The organism is Kibdelosporangium aridum (assembly GCF_900176515.1).
GTDB lineage: Bacteria > Actinomycetota > Actinomycetes > Mycobacteriales > Pseudonocardiaceae > Kibdelosporangium > Kibdelosporangium aridum.
On record NZ_FWXV01000001.1, the window covers coordinates 1562598 to 1588289 of the forward strand.

At 67.7% G+C, this 25692-nt stretch carries 29 protein-coding genes; 13 read left to right on the forward strand and 16 right to left on the reverse strand.

Going from position 1 to position 25692, the window contains the following annotated elements:
• Window positions 1–54: 54 nt before the first annotated feature.
• Both B9C43_RS06525 and B9C43_RS06530 read right to left on the reverse strand, forming a co-directional pair.
• Window positions 55–1584: a dolichyl-phosphate-mannose--protein mannosyltransferase gene (locus B9C43_RS06525; RefSeq protein ID WP_084425080.1), complete on the reverse strand. Its 1530-nt coding sequence runs from the start codon at window positions 1582–1584 to the stop codon at window positions 55–57.
• A gap of 52 nt (window positions 1585–1636) precedes the next feature.
• Entirely contained in the window at window positions 1637–2428 is a 792-nt protein-coding gene (locus tag B9C43_RS06530; protein WP_084425081.1) for a M15 family metallopeptidase, read from the reverse strand.
• Window positions 2429–2511: 83 nt separating this feature from the next.
• Here B9C43_RS06530 and B9C43_RS57455 point away from each other — a divergent pair, with 83 nt between their 5' ends.
• Window positions 2512–2799, forward strand: a complete 288-nt coding sequence (locus tag B9C43_RS57455; RefSeq protein WP_200825437.1) for a hypothetical protein — start codon at window positions 2512–2514, stop codon at window positions 2797–2799.
• Here B9C43_RS57455 and B9C43_RS58375 read toward each other — a convergent pair whose 3' ends face one another.
• Genes B9C43_RS58375 through B9C43_RS06545 form a run of 3 tightly spaced genes read right to left on the reverse strand, consistent with a single transcriptional unit; the run spans window position 2800 to window position 4579 of the window.
• Window positions 2800–3102, reverse strand: a complete 303-nt coding sequence (locus B9C43_RS58375) for a serine hydrolase (RefSeq protein WP_327221801.1) — start codon at window positions 3100–3102, stop codon at window positions 2800–2802.
• On the reverse strand, window positions 3048–3701 hold the full coding sequence (locus tag B9C43_RS06540; RefSeq protein WP_235038456.1) for a serine hydrolase: 654 nt from the start codon (window positions 3699–3701) through the stop codon (window positions 3048–3050). The genes B9C43_RS58375 and B9C43_RS06540 overlap by 55 nt, the downstream gene beginning before the upstream one ends.
• Window positions 3701–4579: a LysR family transcriptional regulator gene (locus B9C43_RS06545; protein ID WP_084425082.1), complete on the reverse strand. Its 879-nt coding sequence runs from the start codon at window positions 4577–4579 to the stop codon at window positions 3701–3703. The genes B9C43_RS06540 and B9C43_RS06545 overlap by 1 nt, the downstream gene beginning before the upstream one ends.
• A 110-nt stretch (window positions 4580–4689) precedes the next feature.
• On the opposite strand from B9C43_RS06545, the gene bla reads away from it, so the two are divergent.
• The 3 genes from bla (at window position 4690) to B9C43_RS06560 (ending at window position 6459) form a co-directional block, all read left to right on the forward strand.
• Window positions 4690–5589: a class A beta-lactamase gene (gene bla, locus B9C43_RS06550; protein WP_084425083.1), complete on the forward strand. Its 900-nt coding sequence runs from the start codon at window positions 4690–4692 to the stop codon at window positions 5587–5589.
• Between the two features lie 111 nt (window positions 5590–5700).
• On the forward strand, window positions 5701–5976 hold the full coding sequence (locus B9C43_RS06555) for a DUF3040 domain-containing protein (protein ID WP_143446156.1): 276 nt from the start codon (window positions 5701–5703) through the stop codon (window positions 5974–5976).
• 48 nt (window positions 5977–6024) lie between these two features.
• On the forward strand, window positions 6025–6459 hold the full coding sequence (locus B9C43_RS06560; protein WP_380140588.1) for a hypothetical protein: 435 nt from the start codon (window positions 6025–6027) through the stop codon (window positions 6457–6459).
• 26 nt (window positions 6460–6485) lie between these two features.
• Here B9C43_RS06560 and B9C43_RS06565 read toward each other — a convergent pair whose 3' ends face one another.
• Entirely contained in the window at window positions 6486–8252 is a 1767-nt protein-coding gene (locus B9C43_RS06565) for a serine/threonine-protein kinase (protein ID WP_143446157.1), read from the reverse strand.
• 200 nt (window positions 8253–8452) lie between these two features.
• Between B9C43_RS06565 and B9C43_RS06570 the strand changes: the two genes are divergently transcribed.
• Genes B9C43_RS06570 through B9C43_RS06595 form a run of 6 tightly spaced genes read left to right on the forward strand, consistent with a single transcriptional unit; the run spans window position 8453 to window position 14637 of the window.
• A complete protein-coding gene (locus tag B9C43_RS06570; protein WP_084425086.1) occupies window positions 8453–8875 on the forward strand; it encodes a DUF6292 family protein in 423 nt (140 codons plus the stop codon).
• Window positions 8876–8911: 36 nt separating this feature from the next.
• Window positions 8912–9850 carry an NAD-dependent epimerase/dehydratase family protein gene (locus tag B9C43_RS06575; RefSeq protein WP_084425087.1) on the forward strand — a complete coding sequence of 313 codons (939 nt, stop codon included), beginning with the start codon at window positions 8912–8914 and terminating at the stop codon, window positions 9848–9850.
• Between the two features lie 32 nt (window positions 9851–9882).
• Window positions 9883–11523 carry a carbamoyltransferase family protein gene (locus B9C43_RS06580; protein ID WP_084425088.1) on the forward strand — a complete coding sequence of 547 codons (1641 nt, stop codon included), beginning with the start codon at window positions 9883–9885 and terminating at the stop codon, window positions 11521–11523.
• A complete protein-coding gene (locus B9C43_RS06585; protein WP_084425089.1) occupies window positions 11520–12488 on the forward strand; it encodes a glycosyltransferase family 2 protein in 969 nt (322 codons plus the stop codon). The genes B9C43_RS06580 and B9C43_RS06585 overlap by 4 nt, the downstream gene beginning before the upstream one ends.
• Window positions 12485–13360: a glycosyltransferase family 9 protein gene (locus B9C43_RS06590; protein ID WP_084425090.1), complete on the forward strand. Its 876-nt coding sequence runs from the start codon at window positions 12485–12487 to the stop codon at window positions 13358–13360. Before B9C43_RS06585 ends, B9C43_RS06590 begins: the two co-directional genes overlap by 4 nt.
• On the forward strand, window positions 13342–14637 hold the full coding sequence (locus B9C43_RS06595) for a UDP-glucose dehydrogenase family protein (protein WP_143446158.1): 1296 nt from the start codon (window positions 13342–13344) through the stop codon (window positions 14635–14637). The genes B9C43_RS06590 and B9C43_RS06595 overlap by 19 nt, the downstream gene beginning before the upstream one ends.
• Before the next feature lie 56 nt (window positions 14638–14693).
• Here B9C43_RS06595 and B9C43_RS06600 read toward each other — a convergent pair whose 3' ends face one another.
• Window positions 14694–15140, reverse strand: coding sequence for a DUF4383 domain-containing protein (locus tag B9C43_RS06600; RefSeq protein ID WP_084425092.1), 447 nt, complete (start codon window positions 15138–15140; stop codon window positions 14694–14696).
• A 112-nt stretch (window positions 15141–15252) separates the two neighbouring features.
• Between B9C43_RS06600 and B9C43_RS06605 the strand changes: the two genes are divergently transcribed.
• The 3 genes from B9C43_RS06605 to B9C43_RS06615 are packed head-to-tail and all read left to right on the forward strand — an operon-like array spanning window position 15253 to window position 18366.
• Entirely contained in the window at window positions 15253–16350 is a 1098-nt protein-coding gene (locus B9C43_RS06605) for an FUSC family protein (protein ID WP_084425093.1), read from the forward strand.
• A gap of 28 nt (window positions 16351–16378) precedes the next feature.
• Window positions 16379–17755 carry an aldehyde dehydrogenase family protein gene (locus B9C43_RS06610; RefSeq protein ID WP_084425094.1) on the forward strand — a complete coding sequence of 459 codons (1377 nt, stop codon included), beginning with the start codon at window positions 16379–16381 and terminating at the stop codon, window positions 17753–17755.
• A 53-nt stretch (window positions 17756–17808) separates the two neighbouring features.
• Window positions 17809–18366 carry a hemerythrin domain-containing protein gene (locus B9C43_RS06615; RefSeq protein WP_084425095.1) on the forward strand — a complete coding sequence of 186 codons (558 nt, stop codon included), beginning with the start codon at window positions 17809–17811 and terminating at the stop codon, window positions 18364–18366.
• Here B9C43_RS06615 and rfaE2 read toward each other — a convergent pair.
• The 9 genes from rfaE2 to B9C43_RS06660 all read right to left on the reverse strand — a co-directional run bounded on the left by rfaE2 (window position 18356) and on the right by B9C43_RS06660 (window position 25666).
• Window positions 18356–18835 (reverse strand): D-glycero-beta-D-manno-heptose 1-phosphate adenylyltransferase, encoded by a 480-nt coding sequence (rfaE2, locus tag B9C43_RS06620; RefSeq protein WP_051896718.1) that lies wholly within the window; start codon window positions 18833–18835, stop codon window positions 18356–18358. The two genes, B9C43_RS06615 and rfaE2, sit on opposite strands and share 11 nt — an antisense overlap.
• The gene (locus tag B9C43_RS06625; RefSeq protein ID WP_084425096.1) at window positions 18826–19506 is read right to left on the reverse strand and encodes an SDR family oxidoreductase; all 681 of its coding nucleotides are present in this window, start codon (window positions 19504–19506) and stop codon (window positions 18826–18828) included. Before B9C43_RS06625 ends, rfaE2 begins: the two co-directional genes overlap by 10 nt.
• The gene (locus tag B9C43_RS06630) at window positions 19503–20384 is read right to left on the reverse strand and encodes a bifunctional heptose 7-phosphate kinase/heptose 1-phosphate adenyltransferase (protein WP_084425097.1); all 882 of its coding nucleotides are present in this window, start codon (window positions 20382–20384) and stop codon (window positions 19503–19505) included. Before B9C43_RS06630 ends, B9C43_RS06625 begins: the two co-directional genes overlap by 4 nt.
• Window positions 20381–20974 (reverse strand): D-sedoheptulose-7-phosphate isomerase, encoded by a 594-nt coding sequence (locus B9C43_RS06635; protein ID WP_084425098.1) that lies wholly within the window; start codon window positions 20972–20974, stop codon window positions 20381–20383. Before B9C43_RS06635 ends, B9C43_RS06630 begins: the two co-directional genes overlap by 4 nt.
• On the reverse strand, window positions 20971–22188 hold the full coding sequence (locus tag B9C43_RS06640) for a glycosyltransferase (RefSeq protein ID WP_084425099.1): 1218 nt from the start codon (window positions 22186–22188) through the stop codon (window positions 20971–20973). The genes B9C43_RS06635 and B9C43_RS06640 overlap by 4 nt, the downstream gene beginning before the upstream one ends.
• Window positions 22185–23114, reverse strand: coding sequence for a glycosyltransferase (locus B9C43_RS06645; RefSeq protein WP_084425623.1), 930 nt, complete (start codon window positions 23112–23114; stop codon window positions 22185–22187). The genes B9C43_RS06640 and B9C43_RS06645 overlap by 4 nt, the downstream gene beginning before the upstream one ends.
• Entirely contained in the window at window positions 23111–24151 is a 1041-nt protein-coding gene (locus B9C43_RS06650; RefSeq protein WP_084425100.1) for a glycosyltransferase family 9 protein, read from the reverse strand. Before B9C43_RS06650 ends, B9C43_RS06645 begins: the two co-directional genes overlap by 4 nt.
• On the reverse strand, window positions 24144–24680 hold the full coding sequence (locus tag B9C43_RS06655; protein ID WP_084425101.1) for a D-glycero-alpha-D-manno-heptose-1,7-bisphosphate 7-phosphatase: 537 nt from the start codon (window positions 24678–24680) through the stop codon (window positions 24144–24146). Before B9C43_RS06655 ends, B9C43_RS06650 begins: the two co-directional genes overlap by 8 nt.
• Before the next feature lie 248 nt (window positions 24681–24928).
• Window positions 24929–25666, reverse strand: a complete 738-nt coding sequence (locus B9C43_RS06660; RefSeq protein WP_084425102.1) for a GAF and ANTAR domain-containing protein — start codon at window positions 25664–25666, stop codon at window positions 24929–24931.
• Between the last annotated feature and the right edge of the window lie 26 nt (window positions 25667–25692).

The window sequence follows — 25692 nt, forward strand, 5'->3', positions numbered from 1 at the left end:
ACCGGACCTCGGCCCAGCCAGCCGGTAGCCGCAATCAACCGATCGGTGGAGTCGCTACTGCCGCCAGGAAGGCAACCACAGCTCTGCTTGCCAGCGGGCGTTGGTGATCGAGTCGCCGTTCAGGATCGGCCACAGCCATACGAAGTTGGCGACCACCAGCCCCACGTACAACGAGACGAGCAGCAGGCCTGTGCCGCGTCTTTCCAGGCCGGCCCGGGCTTTGCCGAGGATTTGGCCGAGCGCCAGCACCAGGCCGAGGACCAGGAACGCCGACACCGGCGTCATGTAGAAGAAGTACATCTGCCGGTCGAGGTTCAAGAACCACGGCAGCAGACCGGCCAGGTAGGCCACGATCACGGCCGCGTAGCGCCAGTCCAGGCGGCCGACAATCCGCCACAGGCCCCACGCCAGCATCGGCAGCGCCAGCCACCACATCGCCGGCGTACCGATCAGCATCGTCGCGCTCACGCAGGACGACTCACCACAGGCGGTGGTCGTGTTGTCCACGTAGTAGAGCATCGGGCGCAGGCCCATGGGCCAGGTCCACGGTTTGGACTCCCACGGGTGCTGCTGGCCCGGTTTGGTGACGAGCTCTTCGTGGAAGTTCAGGACGTTGCCCGAGTAGGTCCACAGTGAGTGCAGGGCCGTGCCCATCAGGTGCCGGTCCACGCCGGTCTCGCTGGCGAACCAGGCCCACCAGCTGGCCAGGTACACCAGGACCGGTACGACCAGCAACGCCCACAGGCCGGGCAGCAGGTCGCGCCGGAGCGTGCCCACCCATGGGTGCTTCACCCCGGCGGCGCGGCGGGCGGTCGCGTCCCAGATGATCATCATCACGCCGAAGGCGGCCATCCAGTACAAACCGGCCCATTTCGACGCGCACGCCAGCCCGAGCGACACCCCGCACAGCAGGCGGTACCAGCGGAACCCCAGGCGCGGCCCGTAGTCCGAGTCGTTCACCCAGCCCTCGCGCACCGCCACGGCCAGGCGACCCCGCATTTGGTCACGGTCCATCAGGAGGAAGCCGAACGCGGCCAGCACGAAGAAGGCGATGAAGATGTCCAGCATCGCCGTACGGCTCATCAGATGCAGCACGCCCTCGGAGATCAGCAGAATTCCCGCGACCGCGCCGAGCAGAGTGGACCGCGTCAGCCGACGGGCGATCCGGATGATCATCAGGATCATCAGCGTGCCCAGGACGGCCGAGGCGAAGCGCCAGCCCCAGCCGTTGTAGCCGAAGATCCACTCGCCGATCGCGATCAGCTGCTTGCCCAGCGGCGGGTGGACTGTGTACTCGTAACCCGGGTTGTCCTCGTACCAGCCGTTGCGCAGCATCTGCCACGCCTGCGCGGCGTAGTACTTCTCGTCGAAGACCGGTGTGCCGTTGTGAGTGGGGAAGCCCAGGTTCTGCAGCCGGACGACACCGCCGATGACCGTGAGCACGATGGTGACGACCCAGCTGCGCAACCGGTCGACCGGCATCGGCCGCCCGAGCAGGCCGGTTTCGCGGTCGACCCCGGGGGACGTGGCGGCCTCTGCTCGTTCGCCCACCTCACGGCCGGGCCTGGTCACGACGGCTGTCACGGCGCCCGATCGTACGGGTGATCCACTGTCAAGCTTGAGCCGGTCTTGGCGCTCAGCAACCCGACAGGGCTCGACGGCTCACGGGGAAGTCGAAGAACGTGCTCGGGAAGGGCTCGCCGTTCAGCGTGTAGTGCCACCATTCCTCGGGGAGGTTGCGGAAACCCACCGCGGCGAGCGTGTTCTTGAGCAATTGCCGGTTCTCCCGCGCTTTGCCCGTGATCAGCGGATTGTCCGTGTGCGAAAGGGTGTCGAAGCAGTCGTAGCCGGTGCCCATGTCGACGGTGTTGTCCGGGAAGCGGTTCGGCGCGAAGCAGGCAACGAGTGGCTCACCCGGGACGTACGGCCGTTGTGGACGCGCGGGCAGCTTGACGATTGTCAGATCCACAGTGCTCCCACGGCTGTGGCCGGACTTCTCGGCGATGTAGCCGTCAGCGAACAGGCGGTCCTTCGGCACATTGGGGTAGAACTCCGCCTTCATCTTCTCGTCGGCGAGATCCTTGGCCCACCGTACGAAGTGGTCGACGGCGCGTTGCGGCCGGTAGCAGTCGTACACCTTCAATGTGTAGCCGCTGCGCAGCAGCCGTCGCTGTGCCGTACGCAGTGCCTCGGCCGCGGGGCGGGTGAGGATGCACATAGGCTGGACGTACCCGTCGATCCGGGTGCCCACGAAGTTGTGCCGTCCTCGGTAGCGCATTTCCTGGATGATCGTCGGCGCGACGTCGGAAAGCGCGACGAACTCCTTCGGCGCGGTCGGCTCCGCTGCCTGTGCGGGAGCGGCGAACGTGGTCAGCGTGATGACGGCAGTCGCGGCCAGCGCGCACGCGCCTCTGAAAATCCTCGGCATGACCTTTCGTATACCTGGTTTTTACCTCACGGGCACCGGCCGATCGTGTGACGATCGAATGGTCGCTCCCGCAGCGGCCATTTATGAGCCACGGTTACGGCGCCACGGATGACACGCAGTCGATCGCGACGCTGCAGCGCGCGCCCGACCTCGAGGTGACCTTTTTGGACACTGCCGACTTCTACGGCTCCGGGCACAACGTGGTACCGATCCCGGCTACTCGGCGGCAGAAGTACCTCGAGGAGAACCTCGGCGCGCTCGCCGTTGAACTGTCTACAGAGGACATCACGGCTATCGAGGTCGTTGCCTCGCCCGAACGGATCGCCGGTGACCGTTACGACGCCACCAGCCGCACCTTCGTCAACGGCTGATCACCACATTCGCAGCGCGTCCCGCAGCTGACGGGCGACTTGCGCCATCAGTGCCTCGGCGCCGGGCTGCACGGCGGCGGGCACGCGGGACTCGGTGAGTGCGGCGACGGCGAACGTCTGCCCGTCGTCGTGCTCCACCACGCCCACCTCGTGTCGCAGGTTCAGCAGCGTGCCGGTCTTGGACGACCACCGCGACGAGTCGGACATGAAGTCCGGCGCAAGCCGGTGCCGTACGACGTTGTCGCCCATCAGCTCGCGTACTTGGGCGGCGACCGTCGGCTGGATGCTCGTCGGCCGCCACAAGCCCTGCAGCAGGTCGGTGAACGCGCGGGCGGATCCAGCGTTCGCGCGGCTGATGTCGAGTTGCGGCACGGGGTGTCCGTGGCCTGCCGTCCCGGCATTGATAGCCAGGGAGTGAGCGAGGTGGGCCTCGGCGCGGGGAACCGTTCAGCCGGTGTATCGACCAGGTCCGCCATAAGGTGCCGGACGGCGATGCCGTCGTGGCCGAGGCGTCGCAACTCCGCAGTGACCGTAGCGGGCGGCGTGAGTGCGAACAGGGTGTCGGCCGCGACACTGTCGCTCATCGATGTGCTCAGGTAGAGCAGGTCCTCCAGCGCGATCACGGCGGGATGGCGGAACTTGCTCAGGCCGATCGGGCCGGGAATGGTGCTGCGACCAGGTGGTACGGGTATCGGAGTCGCCGGGTCGAGTTCGCCGCGCGCGACGCGTTCCAGCGTCGCGACCGCGAGTGGCACCTTCACCAGTGACGCGACCGGGTACTCGGCGTCGTCGTCGATGCCCAGTTCGTCGCCCGTGTCGAGGTCGCGGACGAGGAACGAGCCACGCAGGCCTGCGTCGTCGAGGGCCTGCCGGGCGTCGCGCAGCACCTTGGTCGTCCCCATCACTGCTCCACACCCAGGCAACGCCCGATGAGTGCGGGCGGCAGCGACCGGACGCGCCTGCGGTCGTCCCGCGATCGAGCCGTGACGTCGTAACCACGTGCCACGTCCAATTCGCCGATTGGTCGCCAGTGCAGACCTAGCTCGTCGGCCTGGCTGCGCGAGCTGAGCAGCAGGTCGGACGAGGCCAGTACCTCTGCCGTGGCCGCGACCAGCGAACTCGTCACGACGACTTGGGCGGGCTGCAGTCCCACGGAGTGCCCGAGCCGCCGGATCCGGTCCCGCACGTGCGGGACGTCGTCCTCGGCCTGGATCAGCACTCGGCGCCGGCGGGCGTCCCGCTCGGCACGGCCCGCGCGCAGCGTTTCGACGTAGATCGACTGCACGGCCCCGGGATCGGCCTGGCTGGCGAGGTCCAACGGAACCCGCCACGGGCTGTCGTCGGGCGGAACGGCGACGATAGCCGCGCGTACTTCCAGCGTGCGGGCCAGTTCGGCGCGCCGGTCCGGCCCGGCCGGGCGCGGGTCGAGGTTCAGGTCGTGGGCCAAGGCCTCGGCGACCAGCCGGGCCAGCGGGCGGGTGCCGCAGATTTCCGGCACGGCCAGCCGGAACGGCCGCAGCCGTGCCTGCTCGGCGTCGTGTTCCATCGCCTCGGCCAGCTCGATCAGCCGCCGGGCCGACGGCAGCATCTCCCGGCCGAACGGGGTCAACGTGACGTTTCGCGAGGACCGGGTGAGCAGCCGGGCCCCGAAGTGCTCCTCAAGAGCCGCGATTCGTCTGCTCGCTACGGATTGCGGGATGCGCACCGCCGCCGCGCCGACCGTGAAGCTGCCGTGCCCGCTCACGGCGACGAAAGCCTTGCAGGCCGCGATGAGGTCCACGTGATCACCCTATATGCCAGATCGGCATCGATCCGGCGAGTTCTGTCTTGGACGGCATCCGACGCCCTCTGCCAGGGTCGTCCCGTTCGTAGTCGATCAAGGGAGGGACGATGACCACTCGCCGCAGCCTGCTCAAGGCCTTCGCGCTGCTGCCGCTGGCCGGGTGCTCCACCACGCCGCCCGCCGCCCCAGGTCCGCCACCACCACCGACTTCGCCTTCCCCTTCGCTTGAGCGACACGACCAGTTGTTCGACCTTGAGCGGAGGTTCGACGCGCGCCTGGGCGTCTACGCCATCGCGACCGGCTCCGGAGCGACCATCGTCCACCGGTCGGACGAGCGGTTCGCGTTCTGCTCGACGTTCAAAGGCCTCGCCGCGGCGGCCGTCCTGCACCGCAATCCCATGGCGCACTTGGACACTGTCCTCACGTACACCGAAGCCGACCTGATGAAGAGTTCGGCCATCACCAAGCGAAACGTGGCCACCGGAATGAAGATCCGCGATCTGTGCGATGCCGCGGTCCGCTTCAGCGACGGCACAGCGGGCAACCTGTTGCTTCGCGACATCGGCGGCCCGGCTCAGCTGACGGCTTACCTGCGTGGTCTTGGCGACGATGTCACGCGGATGGACCGGATCGAACCGACCATCACAGAGGCGAAGCCCGGTGACCCGCGCGACACGACCACACCCCGTGCGATCGGCACGGATTACCAGCGGATCGTGCTCGGGGACGCCCTGGCCGCCGACAAACGCGACTTCCTCCGCGACCTGCTTGAGCGCAGCGTCACCGGAGCCAAGCGGATGAGAGCCGGTGTGCCGCAGGGATGGCGCGTGGCGGACAAGACCGGCACCGGGGACTACGGCACGCTCAACGACATCGGCGTCGTGTGGCCTCCGGACGCTCCGCCGTTGGTCATCGCGATCATGTCGAGCAAGTCCGCGGCGGACGCTAAGTACGACGAGGCCGTCATTGCCGAGGCAGCCGCCTATGTGGTGAACGCCTTGACGTGACAGAGCCGTGCTCGACTTCACTGCGACGGACCTATTTCCTTCGCGGCGGCCGAGGACGATGATGTGCGTGGGGCCTGCACACCGGGCGCCCGCCGACGGTTCGGAGCCGCCATGTTGTCGAGGCATGAGCGTCAAGTGTTGCGCGAGATCGAACAGTTCGTCGCGGAGAAGGACCCTGAGTTCGCGGCGATGCTGTGCGGCGATCCGGCGCAGGCACCGCGGCACACCCGCCGCTATCAAGTCTTTGCTGTGACAGCGATCGCGGGCCTGTGCACGGTATTGCTCGGGGTGTTGCTCGCCGAGGCCATTCTCATGATCGGCGGCGCCTGCATGGCGTTGAGCGCCTGGTTGCGCGTCATGGTGATGCGGTGGGCGGACGAGAACTAGGTGATCCGCGGCAGTGTAGTGATGGGCGGCTTTTGGGTACACGCGGTCATGAGCGACACATCGGACCCACGGCTTGACGGCGGCGCATGGCGCGAGATGCTGGACGATCGCACTGTGCGCGCGGTCGGTGCGTTGACGGAAGCGCTGGAGACAGTGGAGGTCGCCAGAGGCCACCTCTATGCGTTCCACCAACTGACCGGCTCCGCCGATTTCCAGCTGGAACGGGCGATCGAGTTGCTCGAGGACGCGGGTCACCGGGCATTGGCCGACCAACTGTCGCAGCAATTGCTTGGCCGCAACGTGTTGCCTGGCCGGTGGACCTTTCAGGTCATCGAGGACTACGAGGAGACCTACTACGAGCCGTTCCGCGACTTTGAGCGCCAAGGGCGTCAGTTGACGAGGGGACAGCGGCACGTGCACGAAGCAGACCTCAAGCGCAGACGCCGCTCAGCGGGCCTGCGTGGCCACGAAGCAACGCCCTGACGCCGTCTACTGAGGACAAGGACGGGTCAGCGCGGCAGTTTGCTGGCTGCCGACGTTGTGAGTGTCTTGGCGCTGGCGCAGTACTCCGCGCCGGCTTGCGGGCCTTTCACGGTCAGGACCAACACGTCGACCGTGGTCCGCTGGGGCCGGTTCGCTGGTTGGTGCGGCACGCTGATGGTGCAGCTGGTGCTGGAGTCGGTGTCCAGCTTGACGAAGGCGTCGTGGTCGCCGAGGCGGGCCGGCTCGCCGTTGATCGGTTCCTGCGCGGCGTGCTGGTCGTAGCGCAGGCTGACCTCTGTGCGGCTGACCAGGCTGTACCACTTGCAGGCCCAGCTGCCGAACCCCGGCACCGCGGAACTGCGGTCCATACCTGGCAACGTGGCCAGCGCGGCGTCGTCCAGCAGCTGACAAGCGTCCACATTGGCCAGCGACTCGGCCGGGAACGGCGTGGCGCGCCGGGGGAGCGGGCCTTGGCGCAGGGTGCTCTCCGCGGTTTTCGCTGCGACGTCGGCGATGGCGCACAGGTTGGTCGGGGGATCCGGGACCTTCGCGGTCACCCGGACGCTGTACTTGTCGTCCACCGGTATCGTGCGGTCGCATTCGCTGCTGTCGGAAGGTACTTCGACGATCTCGAAAGGTTCGCCCCGCACGGGATGCGACTTGCGGGTGACCAGTTGTACCTCGACGTCAACGGTTTCGCGGCCACCGACGTTGACAAGGACGTCACAGCGGTTGAAGTTGCCGTACGCGGTGTGCAGCTCCGCAGGGCCGAACTGGGCCAATTCCTTCCGGTCCAACAGCGCGCAGGGATTGGCCGTTCGTTCGTCGCCGATGAGGCTGGGGTTGGACGCGGCGACCCGGTTCGGCTCGGGCTGCGAATCCACCAGCGCGAAGACGGCCGCGGCGCCGACCAGCACCGTCGCCGCGGCGGCCAGGTAGAGCGGACGGCGCCAGAACGGCGTGCGGGCCGGGACGGCATGGACCGCGGGCAGTGGCGCTTCCCAGTCGCCGACGAGTTCCTTGAGCCGCAGTCGCACTTCATCGGCTGTCGGTCGCTGTCCTGGACGTGGCGCGAGCATCTCCGACAACAGCGGCGCGAGCGGACCTGCCTTGGTCACCGGGAGGATGTCGCCCCGGCGCACGCGTTCCAGCACCTCGTCGGGCTCGCCGGTGCCAAAGGGCGGACTGCCCTCGACAGCGGCGAAAAGCGTGGCACCGAGCGAGAACACGTCGGACGCCTCGCTCGCCGGTCGCCCCTCGGCCACTTCGGGCGCGGCATAGGCAGGGGTGCCGCTGATCGTCCCGATGTCGGTCTGCGTCACCGCACGCCAGATGGAGATGCCGAAGTCGGTCAGCTTGGCGAAATCATCATCGTCGACGAGGATGTTGCCCGGCTTGACGTCCCGGTGCACGATGCCTCGGGCGTGCACGGCGGTCAACGCGGCCGCGACCTGCATACCGATCCGCGCGACCCGTTCCGGTGCCATCGGGCCACCGGCCGCCAGCACCTTGTCCAGGCTCTGCGCCGGCGAGTACTCCATGACGAGCCAGCACTCGTCGCCGTCGACGGTGTCGAAGATCGAGATCGCGTTGGGGTGGTGCACCTGCGCGGCCGTCTCGGCTTCCCGCCGGAATCGCAGCCGGTCGCCCTGGCTGGCGATGGCGTGCGGCCGCTTGAGCGCGACGAGCCGTTTCAGCTTCCGGTCGAACGCGGTCCACACCACGCCCCCGGACCCCGAGCCACGGGCGTCTTCGAGCTGGTACCGCCCGTCAACCACATCCCCAGTGCGCACTCTGAGTAGTCTACCCATTTCACGCCCAGTGCTGGGCGCCTCCGACGAGGTTGTGCCATCTCCGGCCGCTGAGGCCCCGGTCAGCGAGGTATGCGCGAGGGGTTTGTCCTCGCTGTGAGCGGGTACGCCTGCACCGCGTCAAGCAGGCGGCGCACGAATCACCGCGTGGCGGCACGCGGGGGCGAAGGCGGCGTGACGCAATGGATCTCGAATACGATTCTCCAGCAGCATACGGTCTGTACGGCTACATCAAGGCGGTCGCTGACGAGCTCGGACTGACCGGCGACAGCTGGTTCGTCCAACTGGAACCGCCGGTCAACGCGTACATCGCGCTGGATGGTCACTTTCCGTTGTACCCCGGCCGTGATGTCGCGCTGATCTGGCACGAGGAGCACGGGTGGGCCACTGCCGCCGAGATCGACTCCGGTGACGATCTGCTCATTCTGTCCTTCCTGGACAACGACGTTCTGCCGCCGCCACGAGCTGTGGCCCGGTTTGCCCGCAGTGCGCCCGGTGAACAGCGATCAGTCCCGCCTGTCCTGCGCGGCCGTAACGATGACGACGGCTTGGCCGTGCGGTTGGCGGCCTACATTCCCCGGGAAATCACCACAACCGCGGGCTGACGGAATACACCCCCGAATCTCGGGTAGCTCCAGGACATGGCTTTCGATCGTGCGGTCGTGACTGGTGGTGCCGGGTTCCTCGGTTCGCATGTCTGCGCCGAGCTGGTCCGGCGCGGCACCCGGGTGGTGTGTGTCGACGACTTCCGCACCAGCACACCGGACAACCTTCGTGAACTGCTCGACGACCCGGCGTTCGAGCTGCGGCCGGACGACGTCAGCGAGCCTTTCGACGTTCCAGGTGATGTCGGCCTGGTACTCCACCTCGCCTGCCCGGCGTCGCCTGCGGACTACCTGCGGGCACCGGTGCAGACGATGCGTTCCGGTGGGTTCGGCACGCTGCATGCGCTGGAACTGGCTCTGCGCAAGCAATCCAGGTTTGTGGTGGCTTCGACGAGTGAGGTCTACGGCGACCCGCTCGAGCATCCGCAGACCGAATCCTACTGGGGCAACGTCAATCCGATCGGGCCACGCAGTGTCTACGACGAAGCCAAGCGGTTCGGTGAGGCGTTGACCGCGGCCTTTCACCGTGAACACGCGGCACGCACCGGGATTGTCCGCATCTTCAACACCTACGGACCTCGGATGCGGTCCGGTGACGGGCGGATGATCCCCACCTTCTTCCGGCAGGCACTGGCCGGTGAGGACTTGACGGTGCACGGGGACGGCAGCCAGACCCGGTCACTGTGCTATGTGGACGACCTGGTCCGTGGCCTGCTGGCCATGGCCGAATCCGAGCACACCGGTCCGGTGAACCTCGGCAACCCCGAAGAGGTCACCGTGCTGGACGTGGCGACCAGGGTGATCGAGGTGACCGGCAGCCGGTCACGCATCCGTCACGTGGCGCCGATGACGGACGATCCACAGCGACGCTGCCCGGATATCGGGCTGGCACAACGCCTTCTGGGCTGGCACCCGGAGATTTCCCTGCACGACGGCCTGCGGGCGATGGCGGGTTCGCCGCTGCTCGTCAGCTAGCGGAGTGAACGAGAACACGAAAGAGGCGAACGGTGCGCGTTCTGGGTATCAACGCGATCTTCCACGATCCTGCGGCAGCACTCGTGGTGGACGGCGAAATCGTCGCGGCGGCCGAAGAAGAACGGTTCTCGCGGCGCAAGCACGGCAAACGGCCGGTGCCGTTCTCGGCGTGGGAGCTGCCCGAACAAGCGGCCCGTTGGTGCCTGAAACGGGCCGGTCTCGAACCTGGCGACCTGGACGCGGTCGCCTACTCGTACGACCCGAACCTGGTGGAGCCAGGGCAACAAGGACTCGATGAGCGGTGGGAGGACCTGCGCACGCAGTACGCCAGGCGGGCGCCGTACTTCCTGGCGAACGCCCTGCCTGGGCTGGATCCGGACATCGTCCGGTTCGTCCCGCACCACGTCGCACACGCCGGATCCACCGGCCTGGCCGCACCCTTCGACGGAGATTGCGCCGTGCTGGTCTCCGACGGCCGTGGCGAGTGCGCGTCGCACCTCGCTGGGAGCTATCGCGGTCACCGGCTGGAGACGTTCGCCACGCAACGCCTGCCGCACTCGATCGGCCTGATGTACGAGGAACTGACCGAACACCTGGGGTTCCTGCGGTCCAGCGACGAGTACAAGGTGATGGCGTTGGCTTCCTATGCCAAGCCCGTCCACCTCGACTTGATGCGCGAGCAGTTCTACGCCACCGAGGACGGCGGCTTCGTGGTGAACCCGATCGACTGGACGACTTTGGCCAAACGTCGTTCGGCCGACGGTGAGATGACCCAGGAACACGCCGAGCTGGCCGCGAGCGTCCAGGTCCGGGTCGAGGAAGTCTTGCTGGACCTGGTGCGTTGGCTGCACGAACGGACCGGCCAGCGGCGGCTGACCATGGCCGGTGGCGTGGCGCTGAACTGCGTGGCGAATACCCGGATCTTCGCCGAAGGCCCGTTCGAGGACGTGTGGGTTCAGCCCGCCGCCGGTGACGCGGGGACCGCGCTGGGCGCGGCGCTGCATGTCGTGGCGGAGGCCAATGAGCCCGCGGTGGCGATGCCGGGCGCGGACTTGGGCCGCGAGTGGACCGACGAGGAGATCCGCGGCTACCTGGACCGGGCCAAGATCCGCTACAGCGAACCGGATGACGTGGCCGTGGAGGTCGCCAAGGCATTGGCCGATGATCAGGTGGTGGCGTGGTTCCAGGGCCGCAGCGAGTACGGGCCGCGCGCGCTTGGCCGGCGTTCGCTGCTGGCCAATCCCGGCTTCGCGGAGAACCTCCAGCGGCTCAACGAGGTCAAGGGCCGCGAGCAGTTCCGGCCCATCGCGCCCATGGTGCTGGCCGACCGGGCCGCCGAGATGTTCGACCGCGGCCCGATACCCAGCCCGTACATGCTTTTCGTGCACGATGTCCGTCCGGAATGGAAGGACCGCATCCCAGCTGTCGTGCATGTCGACGGAACGGCCCGTGTGCAGACTGTCGACCCGGCACGTGAGCCGCTGGTGGCTCGGGTGCTGGCCGAGTTCGACCGGCTGACCGGCTTGCCTGTCGTGGTCAACACCAGCCTGAACACCGCCGGAAGGCCGATGGTGGACGATCCACGGGACGCGCTGGAGTGTTTCGGGTCCGCGCCGGTGGACCTGCTGGCGATCGGCCCGTACGTCGTGCGCCGATCGGGGCTGGCGGCATGAGTGCCGACTACGCCGACTACACCGACTACACCGTCGTAATCCCCACGACGGGCCGCAAAAGCCTGAATGTCGTGCTGAACGTCATCACCGAAGGTGAGGGCGTGCCGCCACGGGAGGTCATCGTCGTGGACGACAGGCCCGATCCTGGGGCACCGCTGTCCACACCGGACGCCGCGCGGGTGGTGCGGACAGGCGGCAAAGGGCCTGCGGCGGCCCGCAACGCCGGGTGGCGGGCGGCGAGTTCGGAATGGATTGCGTTCCTGGACGACGACGTGGAACCGCCGTCCGACTGGAAGGACAGGCTGGTCAAGGATCTGGGTGAGCTGCCAGCGGAAGTGGCCGGCACCCAGGCGCGGATCACGGTGCCGCTGCCCGGCGACCGCAAGCCAACCGACTGGGAGCGCGGCACGGCCGGTCTGATGACCAGCTTGTGGATCACCGCGGACATGGCCTACCGGCGGACCGTGCTGGAGCAGACCGGCGGCTTCGACGAACGATTCCCGCGCGCGTACCGCGAGGACGCCGAGTTGGCGCTGCGTGTGCAGGCGGCTGGGTACAAGATCGTGACCGGTGCGCGGGAGACCCTGCACCCGGTCCGCGAGTCGGACTTCTTCGCGAGTGTGCGGGCGCAACGGGGAAACGCCGACGACGCACTGATGCGCAGACTGCTGGGACCCGGCTGGCGGGCCAAGATCGGCGGACACCCTGGCCGCTTGCGGTGGCACTCGGCCACGACCACGGCCGCCGCCGCCTCTGTCCTGTTCGGACTGATCGGGTGGCGCAAGGCCGCACTACTGGCTGGCACGGCGTGGGCCGGGCTTACCGCGCACTTCGCCTATCAGCGGATCGCGCCCGGACCCGCGACGCTGGACGAGGTGGCGCGCATGGTGATCACCAGTGTGGCCATCCCACCCGCGGCATGCGCCCATCGGCTGCGCGGCGAGCTGCGGGTGCGCAGAGCATGAATATCTTGGTGCTGCGAGCGCTGGGAATGGGCGATCTGCTCACCGCCGTTCCCGCGCTGCGCGCGCTGCGGCAGGCCTACCCCTCTGCGACCCTGACACTGGCGGCTCCTGCGTGGCTGTCCGATGTGGTGGATCGGATCGAAGCGGTCGACCGCCTGCTGCCGACCGAGGGCCTGGTGCCGATCAACTGGCCAGGACCTGCCCCGGACCTCGCGGTCAACCTGCACGGCCGCGGGCCGCAAAGCACCGAGTTGTTGCGGGCTCTGCAGCCCAAACGCCTTGTCACGCATGACACATGGGTTGTTGACCAGCATGAGGTGGACCGCTGGTGCCGGTTGGTGGAACGCCACGGCATCCCCGCGGACCCAGACGACCTGCGACTGGGTGCGACCGACCACAGCGGACCGATCGTGATACACCCCGGTGCCAGCCACGGCGCCCGGCTGTGGCCAGCACGACGCTTCGCGCAACTGGTCCGGGTGCTTGGCCCAGACGTGGTGGTGACCGGCAGCGCGGCTGAGGCGGAACGGGTTGAGGCCGTCGCGCAGGGCGTGCCGACGCGGATCGGCGGCGACCTAAGTGGCCTGTTGGACCTCGTCGCCAACGCGCGAATGGTGATCTGCGGCGACACGGGCGTGGCGCATGTCGCGACGGCGTACAGGACCCCGTCGGTCGTGCTCTTCGGCCCCGTCCCACCTGCTTGGTGGGGACCGCGCGCCGGACCGCACAAAGCCTTGTGGCACGGACGACACGGCGACACATTCGCCGACCAGCCCGATCCCGGGCTGATGGAGATCTCGGTGGCTGAGGTGCTCGCCGCCGTGGCTGAGCTGCGAACGCAAGGAGGTGGACCGTGGCAGCACGTCGGATAGCAGTCATGGGCGCGGGCTATGTCGGATTGACCACTGCGGCCTGCTTCGCACGCCTGGGGCACCAGGTGACCTGCGCGGACGTCGACCCGCAGCGGGTGGCGGCCCTGTCGAAGGCCGAAGTGGACCAGCATGAGCCGCGCCTGGCCGAGCTCGTCGAAGAAGGCCTGCGCGAGGGACGGCTGCGGTTCGTGGTCGGCGTCCCGGCGAACTTGTCCGATGTGGACTTCCTGTTCCTTGCCGTGCCCACCCCGACCGGTGAAAGCGGCGCGGCCGACCTGAGCGCCGTGGTGGACGTACTCACGCGAACACGGGAACGCCTGCCGGCTGGTTGCGTCGTGGTGATCAAGTCCACTGTCCCGGTGGGTACGACGATGCGCGTGACGAAGTTGCTGGAGCGACCGGATGTGACGGTGGTCGCCAATCCGGAGTTCTTGCGTGAAGGACATGCGGTGGAGGACTTCCTGCACCCACAGCGCATTGTCGTCGGCTCGGAAGATGAGGCGTCCGCCTTGCGGGTCCTCGCGCTGTACGCCGGAACCGACGCGCCCGCTGTGATCACCGACAGCGCCAGCGCGGAGCTGGTGAAGTACGCCAGCAACTGTTTCCTGGCGATGAAACTTTCCTACGTGAACACGCTGGCCGAGCTGTGCGAACAGGCGGGCGCGGACATCGATGACGTCACCGAGGGGATGCGGCTGGACGAGCGGATCGGCGCCGCGTTCCTCGACCCGGGACCGGGCTGGGGCGGATCGTGCCTGCCGAAGGACACCAAGGCCTTGTTGTCCACATCAGACAAGCTGGACGTTGATTTTCCGTTGCTGCGCGCCGCCATCGACACGAACACCCACCAGGTGCGCCGGGTTGCGGGCAAAGTCCGTGAGGCGGTCGGCGGTTCACTCAGCGGTGTGCGGATCGGTGTACTGGGACTCACTTTCAAGGCGGGCACCGACGACCTGCGTGACTCCCCGGCTTTGGCTGTGGCGCAGTTGCTGGCGGCCGAGGGCGCCGAGCTGACCGGATACGACCCGTGTGTACCCGAAGGGGCGTCGCCGGGCCCCGTCCGGGTGGTGGACACGCCGCAGCGGGCCGCGCGGGACGCCTCGGCGATCGTGGTGCTGACTGAGTGGCCTGAGTTCGCGGCTTTGGACTGGACCCAGATGGCCGGGCAGGTCCGGCATCCAGTGGTCGTCGACTGCCGCGATCTGCTGCCCGCCGAAAAGGTCAAGGCGGCGGGCTTCCGGCTGATCGCCACCGGAAAACCCGACACCGGCAACTGAAAGCCGGCCCGGTGCCTCACCAGAGCAGAGGCACCGGGCCGACGTATGGCGGAGGCTTACGGCCTGCGGGTTCGGGCCAAGCCACGGCCCAGCGCGACCCCAAGCCCGATCATCCCGATCGCCAGCACCAGGTGCAGCCAGTTGTCCGCGTCGTTGACCGGCACGAAGTTGGCGTCACTGGTCGAGTCGATCAGCAAGCCGTAGATCCACAGGACGAGGTACACGGCCCCGCCGCCGATCAGGAACGCGCGGGCGCCGCCGGCTGTCCGTGCCATGGCCACCCCGGCGATGCCGAAGGCCAGGTGCACGAGGTTGTGCAGGATCGACACGTTGAACACGCCGAGCAGCATGGCGCCGGACTGGTGGCCTGCGAACTCGAGCAAGTCGTAGTTGGTTGTCACGCCGGGGATGAAGCCTGCGATTCCGACCAGCAGGAACACCACGCCGACAATCAGCGAGGCCTTCTGGATGGGCGTCCGTACTGAGTGCTCTACCTGGGCCATGACAGTCTCCCTCGGTGATGTGCCCCTTAGCGTCCGGCTACCCTGGGTGAATACGGGCAAACGAGCCGAAGGACCCTGATTTGGCGGTGATCAAACGGGTATTCGGACCCGGATGACTGATCATGTCTGGAGTCGGTTCGCGCTCGCGCCGCTGAAGTGGTTCAACCGTGCCGTACGCGGCGCGGGGCCGGAGCGGGCCGCCCTCGCCCAAGCGGTCAAGGCAGCGTTGGCCGCCGTGTTGGCCTGGCTGGCCGCAGCGGAATTGTTTGAACTGCCACAACCGTTTTTGGCGCCGTGGGCGGCGGTGTTCATCGTGGAAGCGACGGTCTATCGCTCGTTGCGCTCCGCAGGCCAGCAGGTCGCCGCGGTGGGTGTCGCGGTGTCGCTCGCGGCAGTGGTCGATGCGGTCGTGCCCTGGCAGGTGCTGGGTATGGCGATAGCGGTACTCACCGGTCTGCTCATCGGCCAAGGGCGCTGGTTCGGTGACAGCGGGCCGTGGATCGGAATCACCGCCCTGCTACTCATCACGTGGGGAACCGTTACGCAGAGCGCACTTCTGGTCGACCGTCTGATCGAGACTGTGCTCGGTGTCTCGATCGGCCTCGCGGTGAACGCACTGGTGTTCCCGCCGGTGTACGGCGCCCGTGCGCAACAGGCGACCAGGCGGCTCGCGTCGGACATGGCCGAGCTGCTGGAGGAGATGGCCGAAGCGCTGCGTGGCGACCTCTCGTCCGACCAGGCGGACAATTGGGCGAGCCGGGCCAGTAGCGCGCTGGTCCTGGTTCGCCAGGCCGAGCACTCGATCGAGCTGAATCGGGAAAGCCGGCGGCTGAACCTGCGTCAGTCGGTGTTCGTTTTCCGGACTCCGTACGACGAACGCCGGGCGATCCTGTGCGGGTTGCGCGACGCCTGGCCGCACATCGCGGAAATCGCACAGACACTGCGCACCACAACTGGCCGGGTAGATCCGTTCGATGCCCCGGACCGGCCGTCCCGCGAAGCATTCGCCACGTTGCTGGACCGGATGGCCAGCGTGGTGCGGCTGCGGGCAGAGGGGCAAGGCTCTCGGGCGGAGTTCGAGTCTGTCCTCGCCGAGACGCGCGAAGCACTGGACGTCATCAGCGATCGCCTCCGGGACACGTACTCGTTCGGCCTGGCGGGAATGGTGCTGCCTGCCAGGCACGCCCTGCGGGAACTAACCGCAGCGTGACCTGGCTTGGAGCGGGTATCCACCGGCTATGACTGATGTCCTCGTGTCACCTCGATCGATGCAGATCGTCAGCCCGATACACGGCGACGTCATCGGCACCTTGCCGATCGCCACGTCGCAGGAAGCAACCGGCAGCGTGCTGCGGGCGCGCCGGGTGGCGCGCGAATGGGCCAGAACGCCAGCGGCGGCCCGGGCCGAGCGGCTGCACGCGGCCGCGGCGGAGCTTCGGGAACGTGCGGGCGAATTGGCTGTGCTGAACGAAGCGGAGACAGGCCGGGTGTGCGCCGAGGCAGAGGAAGGTGTGCTGGCCGGTGCGGCAACGCTGACACAGTACGCGGAACTCGGGCCGGTCCACAGAGGCCGCAGCTTGCGGGGCGAGTGGTCTTCGACTGACCTGATGGTGCCGGAGCCGCGTGGCGTCGTGGTCGCACTGACCCCGTGGAACGACCCCGTGGCAGTGTCGTGCGGCCTGCTGGGCGCGGCCCTGGTGACGGGCAATGTCGTGATCCACAAACCGAGCGAACGAGCGCCGCAGACCGGCTTGCTGCTGGACGAGATCCTGCAGCGGCACCTGCCACCGGACGTGCTGATCACGCTGGTGGGCGACGGCGAGGTCGGCGCCGCCCTGGTGCGCGACGAACACATCGACGTGGTCGCACACGTCGGATCAACGGCGACCGGCCGCTCGATCGCGCAGTCGGTCCGGCCAGGAGCCAAGGTGCTGCTGGAAAACGGTGGCAACGATCCACTTCTGGTCGACGCGGACGTCGATCCGGAGTGGGCCGCGGCACAGGCCGCGTTGGGCGCTTTCGCCAACTGCGGCCAGATCTGTACTTCGGTCGAACGGATCTACGTTCATCAGGCCATTGCCACTCCGTTCCTTGGCGCTCTGGTCGATGAGGCGAAGAAACGATGCGACATCGCGCCGTTGGTGGACCGACGTCAGCGCGAGCACGTCCATGCCCACGTGCGTGACGCCGTGGACCGTGGCGGCGAGTTGCTGATCGGGGGAGCGATCCCCGACGGCCCGGGTGCGTACTACCCGGCGACCGTGCTGAGCGGGTGCACGCCCGACATGCGTGTGATGACCGAGGAGACCTTCGGACCAGTCGCGCCAGTCACCGTGGTGAGTGACTTCAACGAGGGACTGTCACTGGCCATGAGCGGCGAATACGGGCTCGCGGCCACCGTGCTGACCGGTTCGATGCAGCACGCGCAGCAGGCTTGGCGCGAGCTGCACGTCGGGACGGTGAAGATCAACGCCGTGTTCGGCGGAGCGCCGGGCGGCGCGGCGCAGCCAAGGGGAGCCAGCGGGACCGGCTTCGGGTACGGGCCGGAACTGCTCGACGAGTTCACCACCACCAAGGTCGTCCACATCGGACTGCCAGAGCCGCGGGTGATGTGAGAGCAGGCCCAGGGTGGGTAGTCCCTCTCTGGGAACCGAGTTGAAGGAGGCCCATGACTGACAGGCGACAAGACGAGAACGTCATCGCGTTGCTGGAGCGCCAGCACGTCGAAATCCGGACACTGTTCGGGATCGTCGAGGGCGCGACGGGACAGGAGCGCAAGGACGCTTTCCACGATCTCGTCCGGCTGCTCGCGGTGCACGAAACAGCCGAAGAGGAAGTGGTGCACCCCGAGGTCCGGAACATCGCCGGCGGCGATGTCGTGGTGGACGCCCGCGTCGGAGAGGAGCACCGCGCGAAGCAGTTGCTGTCGACGTTGTACGACATGGGTCCGGACGCGGAAGGCTTCGACATCCTTTTCGCCGAGCTGAAAGCGGACGTCCTTGCGCATGCGGGACACGAGGAACGAGAAGAATTCCCGTTGCTGCGCAAGGCTCATGACGAGGACAGGCTGCGTTCGATGGCCGGTGCGGTCCGGGCAGCAGAGATGATCGCACCGACCCGGCCGCACCCCGGCGTGGAGAGCCCCGCGGCGAACCTCCTGCTGGGCCCGCCGTTGGCGATCATGGACCGCGCCAGGGACGCGATCCGGTCGGTGTTCAAGCGGTAGTGCCGGAGCGGATGCGGTCGATCACGGCGGAGGTCGACTGGTCGGAGACGTAGTCCAGGACGTGCACCGCACCGCCGAACGAGTGCACGACTGGCGTCTCCGGCAGCGTCTCCGGCGTGTAGTCGCCGCCTTTGGCGTACACATCCGGCCTCAGCAACGAGATCAACGCCAGCGGGGTGTCCTCGCTGAACTGGGTCACGTGGTCCACGCATTCCAGCGCCGCGAGCACCGCCGCGCGGTCGTCGGCCGTGTTGACCGGCCGATCGGGACCTTTGAGGCGGCGGACACTCCGGTCGTCGTTGACCGCCACGATCAACACGTCACCCAACCGTTTCGCCTGCTCGAGATACGAGACGTGGCCGCGGTGCAGGACGTCGAAACAGCCGTTGGTGAACACGATCCGCCGTCCTGCCCGCCGGTGCGCGGCCACGATGCGGGCAAGCTGGGAATGGGATGCCGTCACGGCCATGACGGCTCGCCGGAGGCGCAGGTGACCAGTTCCCGGATTTCGCAGCCGACGGGCTGCTTCAGCGCGAACAGGACCGTCGCCGCCACGTTCCCCGGCGGATTGAGCTGGGACATGTCCGCGGGCTTGTACTTCTCGTCACGGCCGTCGAAGAAGTTGGTCTGCATCCCGCCGGGCACCAGGAGCGTTACTCCGACTTTCCCCGCGGTCTCGGCGGCCAGTGCGCGGGTGAAGCCGACAATGCCGAACTTCGACGCGCAGTACGCCGTGGCTTCGGGCAACGCCCGCAGGCCCAATGTGGACGCCACAGTCACCACCCGGCCACCGGACTGCTCCAGATAAGGCAGCGCGGCACGGATCACGGCCACTGTGCCGAGCAGGTTGACTTGGACGACCCGTTCCCAGTCTGCTGTGGTCACATCGGTCAACGTGCCGCAGCTGTCGATGCCCGCAGCCGTCACGACTGCGTCCAAGCCGCCATGCCGTTGCGCGGCTTCGACAGTGGCGGCTTCAGCGGCAGCGCTGTCCGAGAGGTCCACTGGCAGGAAGTCTGTGACGTGAGTCGACGGTGACGCCTTGTCCAGCACGATGGCCTGGCCGCCGTCGGCCATCACGGCCGAGGCCACGGCTGCTCCCAGACCGGACGCTCCACCGGTGATCAGGACCGTGCTCATGAACGCTCTCCTTGTCGTAGCGTGTGCTTGTCAAACGCCGCCGCTCCACCAGCGGCCAGGAACCTGCTTGCCGCGTCCACACCGGACCACACGGCGACTTCGCTGCTGGCACCGGACATCAGCCGCACCGCGACCGTCGCGGCGAAGCAGTCACCGGCGCCACAGGGATCAGCAACCTGCACTCGTGGCGTGGGAACCGTGACCAGGTCACGTCCGCACGCCAGGACCGCCCCACGCGCACCCATCGTGACTGCGACGGCCTCGGCCTGCCAGCGAGCCCGCAGCAGTTCGGCGGCCTCGGTAGGGTCGTTCGAACCGCTGGCCGCACGCGCTTCCCCGCTGTTCGGGGTGACCATTCGCGCGCCCAGGATCGGTTCCGGCCCACGGGGATGGGGGTCCCACACGATCGGTGTCCGCCTGGCGATCCGGCCGAGCAGAGCACGCAGCCGCTCGTCGCGGGCGAGGCCTCTGCCGTAGTCGGACACGAGGATCGCGTCGGCAGTCCGGACAGCGTCCAGCATCTCGTCGGTGACGACAGGATCGCCGCGCCCGCCGCGATCAACACGCATCAGCGACTGGCCCGCCGCCCGCAGCCTGGTCTTGACTGGTGTGGCCGCCCAGCTCGGCCCGGCCACGAACGGCAAGTCACCCAGTACTTTGCGCAGCCGGTCACCGTCGGCGTCGTCGGCGATCGCGGTGACCAGCGTGACGTCCAGCCCGTCGGCCGCGGCCAAAGCGGCAGCCAGTCCGGCGCCGCCAGGCCGGACGACCTCGTTCTCCAAGTCGAGCACGGGAACCGGCGCGTCCGGGCACAACCGTGTGGCGGAACCGAGCAGATCGATGTCGAGCAACGTGTCACCGACCACGACCAGGCTCATGACGCCCTCCGCTCGACGTTCACACCGGACGGTTGGGGAAGGGCTGCCTCGAACGCCTCACACAGCGTGTGCACCGCGATCAACTGGGCCTCCTGCACGGTGCATGTACGTCCTGGCAAGAGAAGCGCCTCGTCGGCGAGGTCGGCCAACGGGTTGGCGTGTGCCCCGGTCATCGCCCAGACAGTCATGCCCTGGCGCGTGCCCGCCTTGGCTGCCCGCAACAGGTTCTCGCTCCTGCCCGAAGTGGACAACAGCACGAGGATGTCCTGCGGTTGACCGTGGGCGACGACCTGACGGGCGAAAACCTCTTCGTAGCCGTAGTCGTTGCTGATCGCCGTGACACTGGAACTCTCGGCGCACAGGGCGATCGCAGAGAACGGGCGACGATCCAGGTCGTAGCGGCCGACCAGTTCGGCCGTCAGGTGCTGGGCCTCGGCGGCGGATCCGCCGTTGCCCGCGGCGAGCAGCCGGGCCCCGCCGGGCAGCCGGTCGGCCATCACCCGTCCCCAACGCAGCAATGTGTTGGCCTGGCTGCGAAGCGCGGACAGTGTCTCGCTCAACGCGTTGACGTGGTTGTGGACCGGGTTCACGATCCCTCCTTCACCAGGTCGACAGACTGCGGCAGACCGACCGAGCTTTCGTAGGCGCGCACGGTGTCCCACGCGATCCGGTCCCACGAGTAGCGGGCGACCACGCGATCCCTGCCTGCCATGCCAAAGGTCTCGTTGAGCACGTTGTCCTCGAGCAACGGCATCAACGCGTTCGCCAACGCGATCGGATTACGCGCGGGAACGTGTATCCCGGTGACACCGTCCACAATGGTGTCAGTCAGGCCGCCGACGGCCGCGGCCACCACCGGGACGCCGCACGCCATGGCTTCCAGCGGAACGATCCCGAACGGTTCGTACCACGGCACACAGACGACCGCGTCCGCCGATCGCAACAGCTGGGGCATCTTCTGCCGAGCGACCTGCCCGGCCAGCTGGACCCGGTCGCCCACGCCCAGCTGTTGGGCTTTCGCTTGCAGCGCTTGTGCTTCCGGGTAGTCAGCAAGCTTGTTCTTCTCGGGCCCGCCCGCGATCACCAGCTCGGTCTGCGGCAGCAGCGCCAGTGCGGCGATCACCGTTTCGAACCCCTTGCGGGGCACCAACCGGCCCACAGTCACGATCCGCCGCTTGTGACGACGCTTCGCTTTGCGCCCGGTAGGTGTGAACTGGTCGAGGTCGACACCGCATGGCACGACGGCGATCTGGGATCGCGGTACGCCCATCCTGATCAGCTCGTACCGCTCGTCGGTGCACGTCGCGACGACCTTGGCGGCCTGTTGGCCGATCATCCGCTCGATGGTGATCCGTTCGGGCGGGCTGGTGTCCGCTGAGCCTTGGTAACGCCGCTTCACCGTGCCCAGCGCGTGGAATGTCTGTACCACCGGGAGATCGAGGTCGCGAGCGGCCAGCAATGACGCCAGGCCCGACATCCAGAAATGTGCGTGCACGACGTCGGTCGACGACGCGCGCAGGTGCCCGCGCAGGTTCGTGGCGAACTTTCCCATGTGCGGCAGCAGATCGTCCTTCGGCACGCTGCGCGCAGGTCCCGCGTCGATGTGCACCACGCGGTAACCCTGCGGGGTGACTACCTCGGCAGGCAGGTCCGTCGCGTCCCGGCGGGTGAAGACAGTGACCTCGTGACCGTTTCGGCACAGCGCCGCGGAAAGCTCGGCGACGTGCAGGTTCTGCCCCCCGGCGTCCACTTCGCCCAGCGCCGCGAGCGGGCTCGCGTGTTCGGAGACCATCGCGATCCTCATGAACTCACCTCCAACAGTAGCTCGTCCCAGTCGCGCAGGAACTTGGTCAGCCCGTAGTTCGCCAACGCGTACTGCCGGGCTTGTTTGCCGATCCGGCGTGCCGACTCCGGCTCGCGTACGAGCCATTCCAACCCGTCGGTCAATTCGTCCACATCGGTCGAAATGAGCCCGGCATCCGGTGGTACGGCGCGTAAAGCCTCCGTCGTCGCCAGTGCGACGATCGGCATGCCGAGGTGCATGGCCTCGATCAGGGAGAGGCCGAGCGAAGTCCATCGCATCGTGTGGAGGTACACCCGCCGCTTGGCGAGTTCGTCGTGCAGCCGCTGGGTCGGCAGGTCACCGTGCGGCTGAATTCGCCCGCCGCGGTCGTCCAGGCCGTCAAGGCCCATCCCGAAGATGTCCAACGGCACGGTCGCGGCGAACGCGGGCAGCAAATCGGTACCGGTGACCCGGCCCCGGCGGACCGGTTCGTTGATCACGACACCGGCCCGTGCCAGTTCACCGGTGTAGCGTTCCCCGGGATCCACGATGCCGTGCTCGATCACCGTGGTCGGTGCCCGGCCGGAGTCCCACATCAGGTCGTTGAAGTGGGTGACGTGCACGAGCCGGATGTCGTCCCGCTCGGCGATCGGGTGCCGGGTGCACGGCACGTTTCCCTTGGGCGTGTTGTGCTCCACATAGATCATCGGCACCCGTCGGCCGCCCAGCAGCCGGTCGGCGAGCTCGATCTGATCCGGTTGCTGGAGCACGACGACGTCAACCGGCTCCTGGCGGACGCGGTCGGCCGGGATCTCGACAGCGTTCTGCGGCCAGTCGCGGCCCATCCGTCCACCGCCCCAGCAACCCATGGGTAGCAAGTACCTGTGCCGGCCGTGGACGAACGAAGTCGTCCACGCCCCATGCACATGCCAGACCAGCACATTCAGCATCGAGGCTCCCGTACCAAGCTGTTCACAGCCGCGACGACGTCGCGTGCCGTGACGGAGTTCAAGCACGGATGTCCGACGATGGGACATCGTGTGGCGCGGCTGCCCGCGCATGCCGCGTCCTGGTTGCCCAGCAGCCGGACCGGGACGCCGAACGGCGCCCATCTGCGGGCAGGGACCACGGGGGCGAACAGCGACACCACTGGCGTGCCGACCGACGCGGCCAGATGGGCCGGTCCGGTGTTGCCGACGACGACCGCCTCCGCGTGGGCAAGGACTCCGGCGAGTACCGGATACGGCGTCCGGCCACCGAGATCAACGCCGTCGGCGCCCGCGACGTACGAGGTGAGCTCCCGTTCACTCGGGCTTCCGGTCACCACAACGCGATGCCCGTCCTGCCGCAGAGCGGTGACCGCGCTGGCGCAACGGTGGGGAGACCACGTCCTGGCTGGCACCGACGCACCGGGATGCATGACCACATAGGGCTCTTCGCCCGTTATGTCGCCCGGATCCGGTGGCGATGTCACGCGTAGGGCGCCGTCGTCTCCGGGTGGGAGGGCGAACCCGGCCCTGGCCGCCACCTGCAGCGCCCGGAGCGGCTCGGGCTGGTCGTCGTCCATGTCCTCGCCCGGCCGGAGCCGGTGATCCAGCAGCGATCCCGGGTAGTCCGCGGAAATCGCCGCGATCTCCGGTACGCCGGCCAGCCGCAGCAGCAACGCGGTGGGCAACGGTGACTGATGAAAGGATGTCAGGACGAGTCCCACGTCGAACCGTTCACCGGCGAGCCTGTGCACTAACGCCTGGATGTCGGCCGACGACACCTCGGGCGGCGAAGCAACGATCCACGGGCATGACCACTCGATCACTCGTTGGACATGGGGGAGCAGCTCAGCGGCCTGTCGACCTGACGGTCCACAAAGGAGGACAACATCCGCGGGATCGCCGTCCCGTCCTGCCGCAGCCGCGCGGATCGCCGGTCCACTCGCGAGCACGTCTCCGTCACTGTCCAATCGCACCACGAGGATTCGCTCAGTCATGACGGCTTCCGCTCCACAATGCCCACTCGACTGCCGCCTGCAAATCGGACGCGGTGACTTCGGCGCGCTCGATTTCCTCGACGCGTGTGACTTCGGTGGGCACGAGCACCGCCCGCGCGCCCGCGGTGCGCGCCGCTGCCATGTCGCTCTCGATGTCACCGATCACGACCACTTGGTCCGTCGTGAGACCGAGCGCGGCGCATGCGGCGAAAACCATGCCTGGTGCGGGTTTCCGGCACGGACACCCGTCGTCAGAACCGTGTGGACAAACTTGCCAGGTGTCGAATGTGCCAAGCAGTTGCTCGACTCGAGCGTTCACCCGGCTGACCTGCTCCGGTGTGATGAGCTTGCGTGCCACACCGGACTGGTTGGTGACCACACCGGTCCGAATTCCCCTGGTACGCAACATCTCCAGGGCGTGTGCAGCAGTAGGAACCGGCACCACCCGCTCGGGATCGCCGTTGTAGGGCACGTCTTTGATCAGCGTGCCGTCGCGGTCGAAGAGGACCGCTTTGATGTCCAGTCCCACGCAGACGGAAGTTTCCGAAGAAGTAGTAGGTAAACCCCGCGACCAGTACTACTACTCTCCGTGCACGCACCACCGTTGGTGTGAACCCGGACGGACCGGGTACTCCACGTAGGAGTTTGGCGAGTTATGTCCAAATCGGACCGTTGATGAGCTGGTGGGTCAGTCCGGGTACCGGATGACCGGTTGCCGCTCGCCGGCACGGGTAACCGGTTCAGCCGGCATGGACCGACAGCAATCAGTCCTGGCGATCAATCCTGGAAGGCGTCGACGTCGAACTGGTGGCTGAGCACTGCGTGGGCAACGTCCAGCACTGCTTGGCCGGTGCTGAACGCGTGCGCCCGTAGCCGCAGGAACGCGTTCTCGACGCTGATTTGGAGCTCAGCGGCCAGAACCCCGGTGGCCACGTTCACGTCGTCGTAGTGGCCGGGAAGGTCGTCCCATGTCCGTCCGGCCGTCGCGTGCGGTGCGGCGTCGGTCAGCAGGGCGGTGGTGGCGAGGTCGGCGAGGACGGCCGCGTCGGCGAGTTGATCGGCCGACAATTCCCCCGGCCGGCGTCGATAGAGGTCAAGGACCCCCACCTGGACGGCTCCGCCGAGGAGGGGGAACGCGAACACCGCCGACACGCCGTCGGCCACGGCAGCGTCCTCGAAACCTGGCCAACGCTGGTGAGCTTCGGCCAGATCGGCCATCAGTACCGGGCTGCCCATGTCGAAGGCCTCCACGCCGGGGCCGACCCCGACGGTGTACTGGATTTCCTCGAGTCGCCGCGCACACTGGCCGCTGGCCGCGGCCAGTTCTTGCGCCCGCGCCGAGGTTCGCAGGGTGATCGCCGCGGCGTCGACGGCCAGCTCGGTGACCGCGACATCGCACACCAGACCGGCCCAGCCAGGAAAACCGCGGCGCTGGGCCCGCTCGGTGACCTGCCGCAAGAGTCGCCGATGGCGTCCACCGTCCACCACCCCGTTACCTCCGCCCCGCGCCGACATGCAACTCCCTCTACATCAAGGCATAT

Bases quoted from the DNA above. Each gene is read 5' to 3' on its own strand.
- B9C43_RS06570 (WP_084425086.1), top strand. From the start codon at position 8,453: ATGGATCTCGAATACGATTCTCCAGCAGCATACGGTCTGTACGGCTAC.
- B9C43_RS06615 (WP_084425095.1), top strand. From the start codon at position 17,809: ATGACTGACAGGCGACAAGACGAGAACGTCATCGCGTTGCTGGAGCGC.
- B9C43_RS06585 (WP_084425089.1), top strand. From the start codon at position 11,520: ATGAGTGCCGACTACGCCGACTACACCGACTACACCGTCGTAATCCCC.
- B9C43_RS06610 (WP_084425094.1), top strand. From the start codon at position 16,379: ATGACTGATGTCCTCGTGTCACCTCGATCGATGCAGATCGTCAGCCCG.
- B9C43_RS57455 (WP_200825437.1), top strand. From the start codon at position 2,512: ATGAGCCACGGTTACGGCGCCACGGATGACACGCAGTCGATCGCGACG.
- B9C43_RS06575 (WP_084425087.1), top strand. From the start codon at position 8,912: ATGGCTTTCGATCGTGCGGTCGTGACTGGTGGTGCCGGGTTCCTCGGT.
- B9C43_RS06630 (WP_084425097.1), bottom strand. From the start codon at position 20,384: ATGAGCCTGGTCGTGGTCGGTGACACGTTGCTCGACATCGATCTGCTC.
- B9C43_RS06625 (WP_084425096.1), bottom strand. From the start codon at position 19,506: ATGAGCACGGTCCTGATCACCGGTGGAGCGTCCGGTCTGGGAGCAGCC.
- B9C43_RS06640 (WP_084425099.1), bottom strand. From the start codon at position 22,188: ATGAGGATCGCGATGGTCTCCGAACACGCGAGCCCGCTCGCGGCGCTG.
- B9C43_RS06590 (WP_084425090.1), top strand. From the start codon at position 12,485: ATGAATATCTTGGTGCTGCGAGCGCTGGGAATGGGCGATCTGCTCACC.
- bla (WP_084425083.1), top strand. From the start codon at position 4,690: ATGACCACTCGCCGCAGCCTGCTCAAGGCCTTCGCGCTGCTGCCGCTG.
- B9C43_RS06650 (WP_084425100.1), bottom strand. From the start codon at position 24,151: ATGACTGAGCGAATCCTCGTGGTGCGATTGGACAGTGACGGAGACGTG.
- rfaE2 (WP_051896718.1), bottom strand. From the start codon at position 18,835: ATGGCCGTGACGGCATCCCATTCCCAGCTTGCCCGCATCGTGGCCGCG.
- B9C43_RS06600 (WP_084425092.1), bottom strand. From the start codon at position 15,140: ATGGCCCAGGTAGAGCACTCAGTACGGACGCCCATCCAGAAGGCCTCG.
- B9C43_RS06555 (WP_143446156.1), top strand. From the start codon at position 5,701: ATGTTGTCGAGGCATGAGCGTCAAGTGTTGCGCGAGATCGAACAGTTC.
- B9C43_RS06560 (WP_380140588.1), top strand. From the start codon at position 6,025: ATGAGCGACACATCGGACCCACGGCTTGACGGCGGCGCATGGCGCGAG.
- B9C43_RS06530 (WP_084425081.1), bottom strand. From the start codon at position 2,428: ATGCCGAGGATTTTCAGAGGCGCGTGCGCGCTGGCCGCGACTGCCGTC.
- B9C43_RS06540 (WP_235038456.1), bottom strand. From the start codon at position 3,701: ATGGGGACGACCAAGGTGCTGCGCGACGCCCGGCAGGCCCTCGACGAC.
- B9C43_RS06605 (WP_084425093.1), top strand. From the start codon at position 15,253: ATGACTGATCATGTCTGGAGTCGGTTCGCGCTCGCGCCGCTGAAGTGG.
- B9C43_RS06660 (WP_084425102.1), bottom strand. From the start codon at position 25,666: ATGTCGGCGCGGGGCGGAGGTAACGGGGTGGTGGACGGTGGACGCCAT.